The sequence below is a fragment of the Labrys monachus genome, assembly GCF_030814655.1.
Lineage (GTDB): Bacteria > Pseudomonadota > Alphaproteobacteria > Rhizobiales > Labraceae > Labrys > Labrys monacha.
The window spans coordinates 6,417,731-6,431,917 of the sequence record NZ_JAUSVK010000001.1; the positions used below are offsets into that span (position 1 = coordinate 6,417,731).

Genomic DNA, 14,187 nt, shown 5'->3' on the forward strand with positions numbered 1-14,187 from the left:
GTGGGCGGGACCATGAAGAAGGAGAAAGTCATGGCGCCGAGCATAGAGAGCGGGCCCGCTACAGGCTAAGAAAATCTTTCCGGGATGCTTAACGCCCGGTATCCGAGCCTTGCCGCAGGCCGGAAAGCAGACCTGCGGTTGACGAGAAAGCAGTCTTTCTTGCGCTGGAACGAGCCTGTATCAAGGTCTCTCTCAGGATCGAATCGGTTCGAATGACGCCGCGCCCCATGTACCGCTTGACGCTTCCGGCCTTGGTGATGGCCTCGCTGCCGCTGCTCGCCACTCCGGCGCGTGCCGATTTCCGCCTGTGCAACAACACGTCCAGCCGGGTGGGCGTGGCGATCGGCTATCGCGACAAGCAGGGCTGGCTCACCGAGGGCTGGTGGAACGTCTCGGCCCGCAGCTGCGAGTCCATCCTCAAGGGGCCGCTCGCGGCCCGCTATTATTACGTCTATTCGGTCGACTACGACCAGGGCGGGGAGTGGAGCGGGCAGTCCTTCATGTGCACCCGCGACAAGGAATTCACCATTCGCGGTTTCGAGAATTGCCTCGCCCGCGGCTATGACCGCTCGGGCTTCTTCGAGATCGACACCGGCCAGCAGAAGAGCTGGACCGTGCAGCTGTCCGAACAGGCCCAGAACGGCGCGCGGCCGAAATCGGATGCCCCGCGCGCGGCGGTGCCTCCGGCCGCGCCGGCGGCGCCGACGCCGACCACCCCCGGCTCCTCGGCGCCGGCTCCGGCCGTCACGTCGCCCAACGCCCCGGCTGCGGCGACGTCTCCGGCGCAGTCGGCGAGCCCGACCGCCCCATCGGCGCCGGCTTCCGCCGTTCCCGCCCTGCCCACGCCGAAGCCCGCAATACCGCCGACGAAATAGCGCAGCGGCGTGGCATTTATGTCACGTTTCTGGCGCTAAAAACGGTTTAGACTGCCAGGCTTCAGACGCGACCCTGACCGGCCGCCTCCTTTCCCGCCATCGCGACGCAGATCGATCCTGCGAAGCGCCCGGGCGCGGGGGTGCCCGGTGAAATCGCACGGTTGAACCGCCGGGTGGTTGCGCCGAAGCGCCCGCCCGGGCGCAATGTCGAAATAGAAAGAATGAGCCGCATGCGTCGCCAGCGAAAGGTGAAGATTCTCGCCACACTCGGGCCCGCTTCCTCCTCGAGGGAGATGATCGCCAAACTGTTTTCGGCGGGAGCCGATGTATTTCGCATCAATATGAGCCACACCTCGCATGACCGCATGCGCGAGATGGTCGGCATGATCCGCGACGTGGAGAAGGAATGCGGCCGCCCGATCGGCATCCTCGTCGATCTCCAGGGGCCGAAGCTGCGGATCGGCGAATTCGCCGAAGGGTCGGTGCAGCTCGTCAACGGCGCCAGCTTCGTGCTCGATTCCGATCCCACGCCGGGCGACGTCGGTCGCGTCCAGCTGCCCCATCCGGAAATCCTGTCCGCCCTGCGGCCGGGCCATACGCTCCTGCTCGACGACGGCAAGGTGCGGCTGAAGACCACCGAATGCATGGGCACCCGCGCGGTGACGGAAGTGCTGATCGGCGGCAAGATGTCGAACCGCAAGGGCGTGTCGCTCCCCGATACCGAAATTCCGGTCTCGGCCATGACGGCCAAGGACCGCGGCGATCTCGACGCCGCGCTCGAGACCGGCGTGGACTGGATCGCGCTCTCCTTCGTGCAGCGTCCCGAGGACGTCACCGAGGCCCGCAAGATCGCCCGCGGCCGCGCGCTGATCATGTCGAAGATCGAGAAGCCGCAGGCCATCCAGCGGCTGGAGGAGATCATCGAGGTCTCCGACGCGCTGATGGTCGCCCGCGGCGACCTCGGCGTCGAACTGCCGCTCGAAAAGGTGCCCGGCCTGCAGAAGCGGATCGTGCGTGGCGCCCGCAAGCTCGGCAAGCCCGTCATCGTGGCGACGCAGATGCTCGAATCGATGATCTCGATCCCGGTGCCGACGCGCGCCGAGGTCTCGGACGTCGCCACCGCGGTCTATGAGGGCGCCGACGCCGTCATGCTCTCCGCCGAAAGCGCGTCCGGCGCCTATCCCATCGAGGCGGTGGCGACGATGAACCGCATCGCCGAAGAGGTCGAGCGCGACGCGCTCCATCGCACCATCATCAACGCCCAGCGCAACGAGCCGGAGCAGACCGGCGCCGACGCCATCGCCGCGGCGGCGCGGACCGTGTCCGAGACGCTCGACCTCGCGGCGCTGATCGCCTGGACGGCCTCGGGCGCCACGGGCCTGCGCATCGCGCGCGAACGCGCCGAAAAGCCGCTGCTGACGCTGTCGCCCAACATCTCCACCGGCCGCCGCCTCGCCCTCGTCTGGGGCGTGCATGCGGTGCTGACGGAGGATGCGAAGGACGTCAACGACATGGTCGAGCGCGGCTGCCGTCATGCCTACAAGGATGGCTTCGCCAGGCCGGGCCAGCGCGTGCTGATCGTCGCCGGCGTGCCGTTCGGCACGCCCGGAGCGACCAACATGATGCGCATCGCCTTCGTCGGTACCGACGACATCGAAGGCGCGTAGCATAATCGCACGCCATTCGGAGGCGCGGCGCTGTGCGTCGCGCCTTTTTCAATTTGCCGGCAAATTATATGCCGGAGATGTCGGCGCGCCGAAACTCCGTTGCGGTGGCGGCTTTCCATCCCCGGGAATATCGGCGATATCGCGCCGTTTTCGGCCCTTCCAGCTTACTTTCGGCGACGAGCCACGGAAGGAGGAGAGAGTGCCCGCGTGGAGCGCCGGAGCAGCCGGGCGCACAAAAGGCCCCTGCAGGCGTGAGGAAGGCCGGTATACTCGCGATATAGTAAGCCGGCAAATCAGATCCCGGCCGTCCCGTCAGAAGCCGCTCGCCCCGAGCGGGTGAAGCAGCGCCTCGGCCTCCGCCGCCACCCGTTCGATCTCCGCCAGCACCGCCGCCTTCGCCGTATAGTGGATCTGGTGGCCGGCGCCGGCGAGCAGGGTCAGCCGCGCATGGGGGACCATGCGGGACAGCGGCTCGGCATGAATGCCGGTGTGGACGACAGGGTCGGCGGGATCGGCGAGGATCGCCGTCGGCACGGCAATGTCGCCATAGCGTGGCGCCTGCTGCCGGAGGAAGGCCTTGAGGTCGGCGACGTCCTGGCCGTTCCAGCGGAATTCCTTCGGCCGCAGCACCAAGGCGGCGGCGCTCTTGCGGACATAATCCGCCGGTCCGGGATGGGGAACGAACGCCTCGGCCGCCGATTTCGACAGTCCCCAGGCGCCGACGGGCGTCATCACCGTATGGACGAAGATCCGGCCGAGCACCGGCATGGCCGCCAGGCGGTAATACCAGTTGATGCCGCCGGGCCAGGGATGGGTGGCGCCGGCGAGGACGACGAGGCCGGCGACCTCCCGGGGATAGTCGAGAGCGAAATGGGCGGCGAGCGAGCCTGCCCAGGAATGGCCCACCACCACGAAGCGCCCGATGCCGTGCCGGCGCAGCGCCGCCATGATCAGCGCCGCCTGCTGCGCCGGCGAGGCATCGCCCCGCCCGCCCGGCCGGTCACTCCAGCCATGGCCGGGCCGGTCCACCGCGATCACGCGCCGGCGCCGGGCGAGATCGGCGCCCAGCGCGTGCACCATGTCGCGCGCATTGGAGGTGGCCCCGTGGAGGAGCAGGATCGGCAGCCGGTCCGCGTCGGTGGCCCCGAGATCATACAGGTGCAGGCGCCCGCCGGGCACCTCGACGAAGACCCCCTCGGGCGGATTTTCCTCCTCGATCCGGGCGGCGATGATCGCGGTCGCCATGATCACCGCGAGGAGATGGACGCCGACGAGGACGAAGAGGAGAAGGAGGAGAACGGTCAATCGCGGCCTGCGCAACCAAGAGTCGGGAGAATGTCGGTGAGCGGAATTGTCCGTCGATGCCGGCTTCGGGCCGGGATCCGGACGGAGCAGGGAGGCGGGTCAGATATCGCGTCCCTCGACATCCGTCCTGAGCTGGTCGAAGGCCTTCCTGGCACCCGGCAGGCGCGGATTGATCGCCAGCGCCTTCTGGAACGCCTCATAGGCGTGCTTCTTGTCGCCGAGATCGGAGAGCATGACGCCGAGCCCGCTCCAGGCACCATATTCGCGCGGGTTGCGGCTGAGGGTCTGCGCGATGTCGGCGATCGAACGGGTGTAGTCCTTCTTGAGGAAATAGGCGGTCGCCCGCTTGTTCCAGGCCTCGGCATAGCCGGGACGCAGATGGATAATGGCGCTCAGCAGCTTGATCGCCGCGTCGGGATTGGACGCCTGCAGCGCGGTGAGGGCGCGGTCCATCAGCAGGTCGGCGGTGTCGCTGCCCGATTGCAGTTCGGCGCGCTCGATGGCGATGGCGATGTTGCGGGCCTCCTTGTCCGACTGGGCCTTGGCAAGCCGGTCGTAGAGGTGGTCCAGCGCCGGATCGGGCCCCGGCCTTCCCTGCGCCATCGTCGAGGCGGGCAGCGCGAGCAGGCCGATGAGGAACAGATGTGCAAATCTGGCAAATCGCATGCGTCGATGGTGCTCCCGGATGACGCGGGATTCAAACACAAAAAACCCGGTCACGTCACCGTGACCGGGCTCTATCGCAGGAAAGCGGCGACAATCAGCCCTGGCGGGCCTTGTAGCGCTTCTGGGTCTTGTTGATGATGTAGACGCGGCCTTTGCGGCGGACCAGCTGGTTGTCGCGATGACGCGTGCGCAGCGACTTGAGCGAATTGCGGATCTTCATGGTTCTCGTGCCTCGACCGGAGCGCGCGAAAATCCGCTACGGCTCCCAAAATTAAAAGATGGCGGTTTCTAGCGACGAGGCCGGCGGATGTCAACGCCTTCCGCCAAAGGCGGGCGAGAGACATTGGCCGCAGGCCCTGCCCGATGGGAAGGAACGAAGCGGGCGCAAAGCGCCGCCGATCGCTCTATGCCCCTCCCGCATGATTGGCTATGAGGAACGGCACAAGAGGGAGTGCGGCATGGCTGACTATCGACTCTACGCCTTCGGCGAGTCCGGCAATTCCTACAAGGCGGCGCTGATGCTCGCCTTGACGGGCAGCGACTGGGAGCGGGTGCCGGTCGACTATTTCAACGGCCAGACCCGGACCGCCGGCTTCCGCGAGACGGTGAACGAGATGGGAGAGGCACCCGTCCTCCTGCACAAGGGGCGGACCCTCACCCAGTCCGGGGTCATCCTGGACTATCTGGCCGCCGAGACCGGGCAGTTCGGGCCGCGCGACGAGGACGAAAGGCGCGAGATCCTGCGCTGGATCCTGTTCGACAACCACAAGTTCACCAGCTACTACGCGACGCTGCGCTTCCTCGTCGGCCTGCAGAAGAGCGGCGAATCGCCGGTCACGGCGTTCCTGCGCGGCCGGGCGGCCGGCGCCTTCGCCATCGTCGACAAGCATCTTGCGGGCCGCGACTTCATGGTCGGGGGGCGGCCGACCATCGCCGACATCTCGCTCGCCGGCTATATCTTCTTCGATGAGGAAACCGGCATGGCGCTGGCGGATTATCCGCATATCCTGGCCTGGCGCGCGCGCATTGCCGCGCTGCCGGGATGGAAGCCGCCTTATGATCTCGTCCCGCCGGCCCTGCCGGCCCGGCATTGAATCCACGCCGCCGAACCTCCCGAGTCCCGATCTTGCACGCCCCCGTTTCGCCTTCCCTTCATGAGCGCTATCTCGCTTTGGCCGCAACCGGCGCCCTGGAGCGCGATACGGCGCAGGAAACGGTGCTCGCCCGGCTGCAGATGCTGCTCGACCGGCTGGGCGAAGCCCCGTCCGCGTCGAAGCCGGGCGCGCTGGCCCGGCTCTTCGGCCGCGCCAAACCGAAGGCGCCGCCGAAGGGCCTCTATATCTGGGGCGATGTCGGTCGCGGCAAGACCATGCTGATGGACCTGTTCGGCGCCAGCGTGCCCGAGCGGATCTCGCGGCGCCGGGTGCATTTCAACGCCTTCATGAACGACGTGCACGAGCGCATCTTCCGCTACCGCAACGAGGTGAAGGCGGGGCGCCGCAAGGGCGACGACCCGATCGGCCCGGTCGCGGCGGCGCTGGCGGCGGAGGCGAGGCTGCTGTGCTTCGACGAATTCTCGGTGACCGACATCGCCGATGCGATGATCCTCGGGCGGCTGTTCGGCCACCTGTTCGGGCTCGGCGTCATCGTCGTCGCCACCTCCAACGTCGTGCCCGCGCGGCTCTATGAAGGCGGACTGAACCGGGCGCTGTTCCTGCCGTTCATCGAGCTCCTCGAGCAGCACATGGATGTGGTGAAGCTGGAAGCGCGCACGGATTACCGGCTGGAAAAGCTGTCGGGCGGCGAGACCTATCTCCTGGGCACGGGACCCGACGTCCGCGCGCACATGGACGCCATCTTCCTCCGCCTCACCGGCCTGCGCGAGGGCGCCAGGCAGGTGCTCGCCGTCAAGGGGCGCGAGCTGGTGGTCCCCCAGGCGGCGATGGGCCTCGCCCGCTTCTCCTTCGCCGAATTGTGCGAGCAGCCGCGGGGCCCGGCCGATTATCTCGCGCTGGCTGCGCATTTCCACACGCTGATGATCGACGACGTGCCCGTCCTGAAGCAGGCGCAGCGCGATGCCGCCAAGCGCTTCATCCTGCTGATCGACAGCCTCTACGACCGTGGCGTCAAGCTCGTGATGTCCGCCGAGGCGGAGCCCGCCGGCCTCTATCCCTATGAGGAGGGCCGGGAGGCCTTCGAGTTCCACCGGACGGTGTCGCGCCTGATCGAAATGCGCTCGGAAGCCTATCTCGCCCAGCCGCATCAGGCGCCGCCGTCGCGGAAATCGCCCCTGGTGGATACGTGAGCAAGTCCGAGCCGACCGGCGCGCGCCTGCTCGACATCGCGACGGACCATGTGCGCAAGCACGGCCTGCAGCGCACCTCGGTGGTCGCGGTGGCGCGGGACGCGCAGCTCAGCCACGCGGCGGTCTACCGCTATTTCGCCTCCAAGGACGCGCTGATCGACGCGGTGACCGGCGAATGGCACAAGAGCGTCGAGACCCAGCTCGCCGGCGTCGCCGATGCGCCGGATCCGGCCGACGACAAGCTCGAGCGCATGATGCTGCTCCTGGCGCGGCTCTATCGCGAGCGGCTGGACCACGAGCCCAATCTCTTCGCCGCCTGGCTCTCGGCGATCGCCGAGAATCGCGCCGTGGTGCGCCGGCACCGCCGCCGTATCCGCGGCCTGATCGAGCGCGTGGTGGAGGAGGGGCGGTCGATCGAGCATTTCCGCGCGCGGTCCAACGAGCGCCTGATCGTCTTCCTCACCGACGCCTTGCACCGCTTCATCGATCCCGTGGCGATTTCCGCCGATCGCGACGCCAACCGGACCGAGCTCGACCAGCGGCTCGCCCGGCTCCTGCGCGTCGTCATCCGGGCCATGCTGACCGGCAGCGTGTAGGGCGGGGCCCGCCAGAGAGCCCGCCGCCGCATAAGCGCCTGTTAACCAGTGCACGGCATCATTCTTGCTTCCTATGCTTACAGTTCGTTTGAGACCTGTCTTCATGTGAATATCGTCATCCCCGGCAAGCTGCGTAGCGCTCGCAGGAGAGGGCGGGACAGATCTCAGACAGCCCTTACGCCCGCAACGGGCGCGGAAAGCGTAACGATGTCTGACAGGACGATGCCGCCGGGCGGCATGATTGCTTCGATATCCCCGATCGATCCGCGGGCTCTCATGATCGCGCTCAACCAGGCGTGCTACGAGTGGTGCCTCGAGACGGATCATGTGTCCTGGAGCGCTGGCGCCGCCCGCGTCCTGGGCATCGCCGACCAGGCTGCCCTCGCCAGCGGCAGGGCTTTTGCGCAATTGCTCGATTTCGAAGCCCCGGGCGGACGCCACGAGGCGATCCTCCATGGCGGAGCGGGCGCGGCCGGCAGCGGCACCGCCTATTGCCTGCGCTATGCGTGCCGGCCGGCCGGGAGCGGACGCAAGCGCTGGATCGAGGATCGCGGCCGCTGGTTCGCCGGTCCCGACGGCCGGCCGGCCCGCGCCCGCGGCCTGCTGCGGGTCGTCGCCGACTGCGCGGAGGACGAGGCCGGGCCATCCCAGCACGCCGGTCTCGGACATCGCCTCGGCCGCGTCCTGGCCAAGGCGTGCGAGACCGGTCGACGGGCCGCGCTGCTGCTGGTCGCCGTCGACGGCCTCGCTGCGATCGAGGCCGAGCATGGCGCGGTGACGGCCGATGCGGTCGCGGCGCAGGTCATGCGGAGCCTGCGCCGGGTGCTCCGTGTCGGGGACGACCTCGTCAGCGTCGCCGACGGCAGGTTCGCGCTCGTCCTCGCGGGATGCGACGCCGCCGATCTGCCGCGGGCGGCGGAACGCTTTCGCAGTTCGGTCGCCGCGGCGGCGGTGGACGCCCCGGCAGGCACGATCCATCCCTCGATCTCGATCGGCGGCGCCGTCCTTCTTCCCACGGCCCCGGATGGCGCGGCGGCGCTGCATCGGGCCCAGCATGCGCTCGACCGCTGCGCGAGGGAAAGCCCGGGCGGCTTCATGACACTGGCGAGCGATGCCGACGAGGGAGCGACCCCCGGCGCCGCTGGGCTGATCGCCAGCGCCCTCGAGGAGGACAGGCTCTTCCTCGCCTTCGATCCGATCATCGACCTCCGCGGCCAAGGCGGCCCGGCCGGGCCGAGCCCGTTCCGGGCGAGATCCCTCGTCCGCACGCCCGCCGGTGCCACCCCCTGGCAGCCGGCCCAGCTTTCCCGCGACGGCGATGCCGCCGTCGCCAGGCGCTTCGCGCTCCGGCTCATCGAACTCGCGGATGCCACGCTGGCACGCCACCCCGAGGTCGAGATCGTTCTTCCCTTGCCCGAAGGCGTGATCCCTCCGGCCGGCGGCGAGGACCGCCCGCGCCTGACCCTGGAACTCGACGAGGCCGTGGCGCGAGCCGATCTCGACCGGGGAGGCGCGCTTGCGCGGGCCATTCGAGCGTCCGGCGCGCGCTTGGGCGTCACCGGCTTCGGCGGCGGCCATCTGTCGTTCGAGGCGGTGAAGGCCTTGGAGGCCGACCGGATCACGCTGCATGGCGCGCTGGTGGAAACGGCGGTCCAGGTTGCCCACGGGCGCTTTGCGCTGCGCAGCCTGGTCGAGGCGGCGGTGCAGCGCTCGCTCGCCGTCGGCGCCGAATGGGTCGACGACGAGGCGACGGCGCAGCTCCTGGCAGGCTGGGGCTGCGACCGGCTGCAGGGCGCAGTCGCCGGCGCCCTCCGGCTCGACCTGCCGCGTCCGAAGGCGGGCCTGCGGCCGGAGCCGGTGATGATGACGGGAACGTGAGGAGATCGAGAGTCCCGCTCGGGCATTTTCCAGAAGAGCGGATCGAGTTCGCGATCGGGAAAACGCGTCAAACAAAAAGCCGGAGAATTTGCTCGGGGCGGGCGAGCGCTATTTCCTCACTTCTTCTCGTCGCTCATGCGGTCGAGGCGCGAGCGCATCTCCGCCAGTTCCTTCTTCAGGTCGTTGAGGTCGTCACCGGCCTTGGGGGAGGGCGGGGGACTCGGCGGCTCGGCGTCGAGGCCGTTGCTCTGGGCGAAGGGGGTGAACAGGCGGAAGGCGCGCTGGAAGGCAGCCATGTTGTTGCGGGCCTGCTCCTCCAGACTGCCGAAGCCCCCATTGATCCAGGGCGCCTGGCCCCAGCCGCCGGTGAGGTGCTGCGTCATCTGCTCGCGCAGCTTCTGCTGATCGCGGGTGAGCGTGTCGATCGAGAATTCCAGGAAGCTCGGCACCAGCGCCTGCATGCTGTCGCCGTAGAAGCGGATGAGCTGGCGCAGAAAGGTGATCGGCAGCAGGTTCTGTCCCTTGCTCTCCTGCTCGAAGATGATCTGGGTCAGGACCTGGCGGGTGATGTCCTCATTGGTCTTGGCGTCGTGGACGACGAAGTCCTCGCCGGCCTTGACCATGGCGCCGAGGTCCTCGAGCGTGACATAGGTCGACGTGCCCGTATTGTAGAGGCGCCGGTTGGCGTATTTCTTGATGGTGGTCGGCTCTTTCGCTTTCGCCATGCCAGCATGCCCTTCGCGGTGGCCCGTGCCATGGGACGAGACTTCGTCCTCTCCCTTCGGGAATCCTAGGCTCTTTTCGCGACCGCGAAAACACCTTTGTGCAGCCGCGGTAAACCCGTCATCGAGCGCGTGCATGATTGACGCCGAGATGTCGGCCCCCCCATATGGCGTTTGAGCACCCGTCCGCACTCCCATGGGGGCGCGGGCCGCCAACAGGGTTCGAAGGAGACTATGCCATGACAGACGTCGTCATCGTCAGCGCGGCGCGCACGCCGGTCGGCTCGTTCAACGGCGCTTTCGCGGCCGTGCCGGCCCATACGCTGGGCGCGGCGGCCGTGAAGGAAGCGATGTCCCGCGCCAAGGTCGAGGGCGGCGACATTGATGAAGTCATTCTGGGGCAGGTCCTGTCCGCCGGCGAAGGGCAGAATCCCGCCCGCCAGGCCGCGATGGCCGCCGGCGTGCCGCAGGAGAAGACCGCCTGGGGCCTCAACCAGCTGTGCGGGTCGGGCCTGCGTGCCGTCGCTCTCGGCCTGCAGCAGATCGCCAATGGCGACGCCTCCATCATCGTGGCGGGCGGGCAGGAATCGATGTCGCTGGCGCCGCATGTCGCGCATCTGCGCGCCGGCACCAAGATGGGCGACATGAAGTTCCTCGATTCCATGCTGAAGGACGGCCTGCTCGACGCCTTCCACGGCTATCACATGGGCATCACCGCCGAGAACGTCGCCACCAGGTGGCAGATCACCCGCGAGGACCAGGACGCCTTCGCCGTCGGCTCACAGAACAAGGCCGAGGCGGCACAGAAGGCGGGCCGTTTCAAGGACGAGATCGCGCCGGTGACGGTGCCCGGCCGCAAGGGCGACGTGGTGGTCGATGCGGACGAATATCCGCGCCACGGCGCCACGCTCGACGGCATGGCCAAGCTCAGGCCCGCCTTCTCCAAGGAGGGCACGGTCACCGCCGGCAACGCCTCCGGCCTCAATGACGGCGCCGCCGCCGTGGTGCTGATGAGCGCGAAGGACGCCGAGAGGCGCGGCCTGACGCCGCTCGCCCGCATCGTCTCCTGGGCGACCGCCGGCGTCGACCCGGCGGTCATGGGCTCGGGCCCGATCCCGGCCTCCCGGCGCGCGCTCGAAAAGGCGGGCTGGAGCGTCGGGGATCTCGATCTCGTCGAAGCCAACGAGGCGTTCGCCGCCCAGGCTCTCGCCGTGAACAAGGATATGGGGTGGGATCCTTCGATCGTGAACGTCAATGGCGGCGCGATCGCCCTCGGCCATCCGATCGGCGCCTCGGGCGCCCGCGTGCTCGTCACCCTCCTGCACGAGCTCGCCCGCCGCGGCGGCAGCAAGGGCCTCGCCACGCTGTGCATCGGCGGCGGCATGGGCATTGCGCTCACCGTCGAGCGCTGATCGCGGCCGGCGTCCATCGCCGCCGCATCCGCGCCATCGTTCCATCTTCAATCCATCGCCACATGTGCATCGCCAAGTCTGCAAGAAGACGAATGGGAATCGCCAGGGAGGAAGCATGACGAGAGTCGCGATCGTCACGGGGGGAACGCGCGGAATCGGCGCCGCCATTTCGAAGGCGCTGAAGGCGGCGGGCTACAAGGTCGCCGCCAATTATGCCGGCAATGACGAGGCCGCCGCCAGGTTCAGGGCCGAGACGGATATCGCCACCTACAAATGGGACGTCGGCGACTTCGACGCCTGCGCCGCCGGCGTGGCCGAGGTGGAGAAGGATCTCGGTCCGGTCGATATCCTCGTCAACAATGCTGGCATCACCCGCGACGGCTTCCTGCACAAGATGACAAGGGACCAATGGTCCTCGGTGATCCGCACCAATCTCGACAGCCTATTCAACATGACGCGCCCGGTGATCGGGGGCATGCGCGATCGCGGCTTCGGCCGGGTGATCGTCATCTCGTCGATCAACGGGCAGAAGGGCCAGATCGGGCAGACGAATTATGCCGCGTCCAAGGCCGGCGACATCGGCTTCGTCAAGGCGCTGGCGCTGGAGGGGGCGGCGAAGAACATCACCGCCAATGTGATCGCGCCGGGCTATGTCCTCACCGAGATGGTGGCGGCCATGGACAGCAAGGTGCTGGAAACCCGTGTCCTGCCGTTGATTCCCACCGGCCGCCTCGGCCAGCCCGAGGAAGTCGCACGGGCGGTGCTCTTCCTGGTGTCGGACGATGCCGGCTATATCACGGGTTCGACGCTCACCATCAACGGCGGCCAGCACATGGTCTGACGCCGGTTCCGTCCGCGCGCGGCCTGCGGGCCGCCATCGACTTTGCCTCGACAAGGCAGATCGAGTCCGGACAGCGTTCGCGCCGACATCGCGGGGCCTTCGGGACCCGCTTCGCCTCCTCTCCCATCCCGGAGGGGATCATCGCGCCTCTTCTTGGTATGACAGCCCATGGACACCGATTTCCATCACCGCCTCGCCTCCGTCGCCGGCGAGATCGAAGCCATGCTGGTGACGATCTTCGACGTCGCCACCGATCCGCCGGTGCCGCCGCGGCTGATGGCGGCCATGCGCTATGCCGTGCTGGGCGGCGGCAAGCGGTTGCGCCCCTTCCTGGTCTTCGAGACGGCGCGCCTGCTCAAGGGCGAGGAGGAGACGGCGCTGCGGGCGGGAGCGGCGATCGAGCTCATCCACGCCTACAGCCTCGTCCATGACGATCTGCCGTCGATGGACGACGACGACCTGCGCCGAGGCAAGCCGACGGTGCATCGCGCCTTCGACGAGGCGACGGCGGTCCTGGTCGGCGACGCGCTGCAGACTCTGGCGTTCGAGACGCTGGCCGACCCCGCCACCAGCGGCGATGCGGCGATCCGCGCCAGGCTCATCGCCCTTCTGGCGCGGGCCGCCGGGGCGGCGGGCATGGCCGGCGGCCAGATGCTCGACCTCGAAGCCGAAGGCCGCTTCGCCGGCGGCGTGCCGGTGGATCTCGATGCCGGCGCGATCCGCCAACTGCAGGCGATGAAGACGGGCGCCCTGCTCGCCGGCGCGGTGGAGATGGGCGCCACCATCGGCCGGGCCGACGCGGAGCGCTATCAGGCTTTGCAGGCCTATGGCCGCGCCCTCGGCGCCGCCTTCCAGATCGCCGACGACATCCTCGACGTCGAAGCCTCGAGCGCCGAGCTCGGCAAGGCGACGGGCAAGGACGCGGGACGGGGCAAGGGAACGCTCGTCGGCCTGTGGGGCGTGGCGCAGGCGCGGGTGGAACTCGGCCGGCTGGTCGCCGAGGCGCTCGCGCCGCTGGCGGTGTTCGGCTCCGAGGCGGATATTTTGCGGGCGGCAGCGAGGTTTACGGCAGAACGCCGGTCATGAGAGCGTTCTACCGCGCGATCATCACTCGTCCATTCCTGGTCGCGCCGTTCGCCATCTGCTTCCTGGCTGCCTTCATCGGGCCTTTCGGCTTTCCGCTTCTCGAACGCCTCCTGGCCGGCTGGTGTCTGGCATCGGCATTCTACGTCATCTCGGTCAGCTGGTATCTCGGGCGCATGACGACGCAGGACCTGAGCCGGCGTGCCGACGATCTCGACGAGGGCGCCCTGACGATCCTGGCCTTGAGCATGCTGTCGGCCGCCGCGAGCTTTGCCGGTGTCGTGTTCGAACTCAGCGCCATGCATAGCCACGCCGGGCAAACCGCCGTGTCGCTGCCGCTGATGGTGGTGACGATCGTCTGCTCGTGGTTCTTCATCCACACGATCTTTGCGATCCACTACGCGCATGTCTTCTACAATGACGGCGGCCATCCCACAGCGCCGTGCCTGGATTTCGGCAACCAGGACGAAGAGCCCGACTACTGGGATTTCGTCTATTTCTCCGTGGCGATCGGCGCCTCGTCGGCAACGTCGGATACCAATATTCGCTCGCGGCTGATGCGCCGCCTCGTGGCTGCGCATGCGATCTTCTCGTTTTTCTTCAATGCGACCGTGCTGGCCTTGGCGATCAACATCGCCGCCGGTCTGCTGGGCGGGAACTGAAGCCCAGGGGACGTCCCATACGCGGCAGGATATGAGAATTAGACGCCTTCTCCCGGTCCGGGAGAAGGTCCCGGCAGGGGGATGAGGGTCTAGAGCGTCGACGCAGATAGCTCGATAGTTGCGCTTGAATCGTTGAAGGTCAGGCCCTCATCCGGCGCTACGCGCCACCTTCTCC

15 protein-coding genes are annotated in these 14,187 nt (G+C 68.0%); 10 read left to right on the forward strand and 5 right to left on the reverse strand.

The features are described 5' to 3' along the window. The first annotated feature begins 212 nt into the window (after positions 1-212). Entirely contained in the window at positions 213-875 is a 663-nt protein-coding gene (locus tag J3R73_RS29250) for a DUF1036 domain-containing protein (RefSeq protein WP_307435805.1), read from the forward strand. Positions 876-936: 61 nt separating this feature from the next. Here J3R73_RS29250 and J3R73_RS29255 read toward each other — a convergent pair whose 3' ends face one another. Beyond that, positions 937-1,179 carry a hypothetical protein gene (locus tag J3R73_RS29255; RefSeq protein ID WP_307437847.1) on the reverse strand — a complete coding sequence of 81 codons (243 nt, stop codon included), beginning with the start codon at positions 1,177-1,179 and terminating at the stop codon, positions 937-939. Between J3R73_RS29255 and pyk the strand changes: the two genes are divergently transcribed. Next, positions 1,106-2,542 (forward strand): pyruvate kinase, encoded by a 1,437-nt coding sequence (gene pyk / locus J3R73_RS29260; RefSeq protein ID WP_307435808.1) that lies wholly within the window; start codon positions 1,106-1,108, stop codon positions 2,540-2,542. The two genes, J3R73_RS29255 and pyk, sit on opposite strands and share 74 nt — an antisense overlap. A 312-nt stretch (positions 2,543-2,854) precedes the next feature. Here pyk and J3R73_RS29265 read toward each other — a convergent pair whose 3' ends face one another. From J3R73_RS29265 to ykgO, 3 genes are all read right to left on the reverse strand, one after another. Then, the gene (locus tag J3R73_RS29265) at positions 2,855-3,847 is read right to left on the reverse strand and encodes an alpha/beta fold hydrolase (RefSeq protein ID WP_307435810.1); all 993 of its coding nucleotides are present in this window, start codon (positions 3,845-3,847) and stop codon (positions 2,855-2,857) included. Positions 3,848-3,946: 99 nt separating this feature from the next. After that, positions 3,947-4,513 carry a tetratricopeptide repeat protein gene (locus J3R73_RS29270; protein WP_307435813.1) on the reverse strand — a complete coding sequence of 189 codons (567 nt, stop codon included), beginning with the start codon at positions 4,511-4,513 and terminating at the stop codon, positions 3,947-3,949. Between the two features lie 94 nt (positions 4,514-4,607). Then, a complete protein-coding gene (gene ykgO / locus J3R73_RS29275; RefSeq protein WP_068283257.1) occupies positions 4,608-4,733 on the reverse strand; it encodes a type B 50S ribosomal protein L36 in 126 nt (41 codons plus the stop codon). Positions 4,734-4,971: 238 nt separating this feature from the next. Between ykgO and J3R73_RS29280 the strand changes: the two genes are divergently transcribed. From J3R73_RS29280 to J3R73_RS29295, 4 genes are all read left to right on the forward strand, one after another. Then, positions 4,972-5,607, forward strand: a complete 636-nt coding sequence (locus J3R73_RS29280) for a glutathione S-transferase family protein (protein WP_307435819.1) — start codon at positions 4,972-4,974, stop codon at positions 5,605-5,607. 32 nt (positions 5,608-5,639) lie between these two features. After that, positions 5,640-6,818: a cell division protein ZapE gene (zapE, locus tag J3R73_RS29285; RefSeq protein WP_307435823.1), complete on the forward strand. Its 1,179-nt coding sequence runs from the start codon at positions 5,640-5,642 to the stop codon at positions 6,816-6,818. Beyond that, positions 6,815-7,414, forward strand: a complete 600-nt coding sequence (locus J3R73_RS29290; RefSeq protein WP_307435826.1) for a TetR/AcrR family transcriptional regulator — start codon at positions 6,815-6,817, stop codon at positions 7,412-7,414. The genes zapE and J3R73_RS29290 overlap by 4 nt, the downstream gene beginning before the upstream one ends. Before the next feature lie 207 nt (positions 7,415-7,621). Further along, a complete protein-coding gene (locus J3R73_RS29295) occupies positions 7,622-9,292 on the forward strand; it encodes an EAL domain-containing protein (protein WP_307435829.1) in 1,671 nt (556 codons plus the stop codon). Positions 9,293-9,408: 116 nt separating this feature from the next. On the opposite strand, the gene phaR is transcribed toward J3R73_RS29295, so the two are convergent. Continuing rightward, positions 9,409-10,017, reverse strand: coding sequence for a polyhydroxyalkanoate synthesis repressor PhaR (gene phaR, locus J3R73_RS29300; RefSeq protein ID WP_307435831.1), 609 nt, complete (start codon positions 10,015-10,017; stop codon positions 9,409-9,411). 236 nt (positions 10,018-10,253) lie between these two features. On the opposite strand from phaR, the gene J3R73_RS29305 reads away from it, so the two are divergent. The 4 genes from J3R73_RS29305 to J3R73_RS29320 all read left to right on the forward strand — a co-directional run bounded on the left by J3R73_RS29305 (position 10,254) and on the right by J3R73_RS29320 (position 14,012). Beyond that, positions 10,254-11,426, forward strand: a complete 1,173-nt coding sequence (locus J3R73_RS29305) for an acetyl-CoA C-acetyltransferase (protein ID WP_307435833.1) — start codon at positions 10,254-10,256, stop codon at positions 11,424-11,426. 115 nt (positions 11,427-11,541) lie between these two features. Next, entirely contained in the window at positions 11,542-12,267 is a 726-nt protein-coding gene (gene phbB / locus J3R73_RS29310) for an acetoacetyl-CoA reductase (RefSeq protein WP_307435836.1), read from the forward strand. 168 nt (positions 12,268-12,435) lie between these two features. After that, the gene (locus J3R73_RS29315) at positions 12,436-13,353 is read left to right on the forward strand and encodes a polyprenyl synthetase family protein (protein ID WP_307435838.1); all 918 of its coding nucleotides are present in this window, start codon (positions 12,436-12,438) and stop codon (positions 13,351-13,353) included. After that, entirely contained in the window at positions 13,350-14,012 is a 663-nt protein-coding gene (locus J3R73_RS29320; protein ID WP_307435840.1) for a DUF1345 domain-containing protein, read from the forward strand. Before J3R73_RS29315 ends, J3R73_RS29320 begins: the two co-directional genes overlap by 4 nt. The last annotated feature ends 175 nt before the right edge of the window (positions 14,013-14,187 follow it).

What these genes read in the sequence shown, in the direction of transcription:
- J3R73_RS29250 (WP_307435805.1), top strand. Translation starts at nt 213, where the DNA reads ATGACGCCGCGCCCCATGTACCGCTTGACGCTTCCGGCCTTGGTGATG.
- J3R73_RS29315 (WP_307435838.1), top strand. Translation starts at nt 12,436, where the DNA reads ATGGACACCGATTTCCATCACCGCCTCGCCTCCGTCGCCGGCGAGATC.
- ykgO (WP_068283257.1), bottom strand. Translation starts at nt 4,733, where the DNA reads ATGAAGATCCGCAATTCGCTCAAGTCGCTGCGCACGCGTCATCGCGAC.
- phbB (WP_307435836.1), top strand. Translation starts at nt 11,542, where the DNA reads ATGACGAGAGTCGCGATCGTCACGGGGGGAACGCGCGGAATCGGCGCC.
- phaR (WP_307435831.1), bottom strand. Translation starts at nt 10,017, where the DNA reads ATGGCGAAAGCGAAAGAGCCGACCACCATCAAGAAATACGCCAACCGG.
- J3R73_RS29295 (WP_307435829.1), top strand. Translation starts at nt 7,622, where the DNA reads ATGTCTGACAGGACGATGCCGCCGGGCGGCATGATTGCTTCGATATCC.
- J3R73_RS29320 (WP_307435840.1), top strand. Translation starts at nt 13,350, where the DNA reads ATGAGAGCGTTCTACCGCGCGATCATCACTCGTCCATTCCTGGTCGCG.
- J3R73_RS29270 (WP_307435813.1), bottom strand. Translation starts at nt 4,513, where the DNA reads ATGCGATTTGCCAGATTTGCACATCTGTTCCTCATCGGCCTGCTCGCG.
- pyk (WP_307435808.1), top strand. Translation starts at nt 1,106, where the DNA reads ATGCGTCGCCAGCGAAAGGTGAAGATTCTCGCCACACTCGGGCCCGCT.
- J3R73_RS29280 (WP_307435819.1), top strand. Translation starts at nt 4,972, where the DNA reads ATGGCTGACTATCGACTCTACGCCTTCGGCGAGTCCGGCAATTCCTAC.
- J3R73_RS29305 (WP_307435833.1), top strand. Translation starts at nt 10,254, where the DNA reads ATGACAGACGTCGTCATCGTCAGCGCGGCGCGCACGCCGGTCGGCTCG.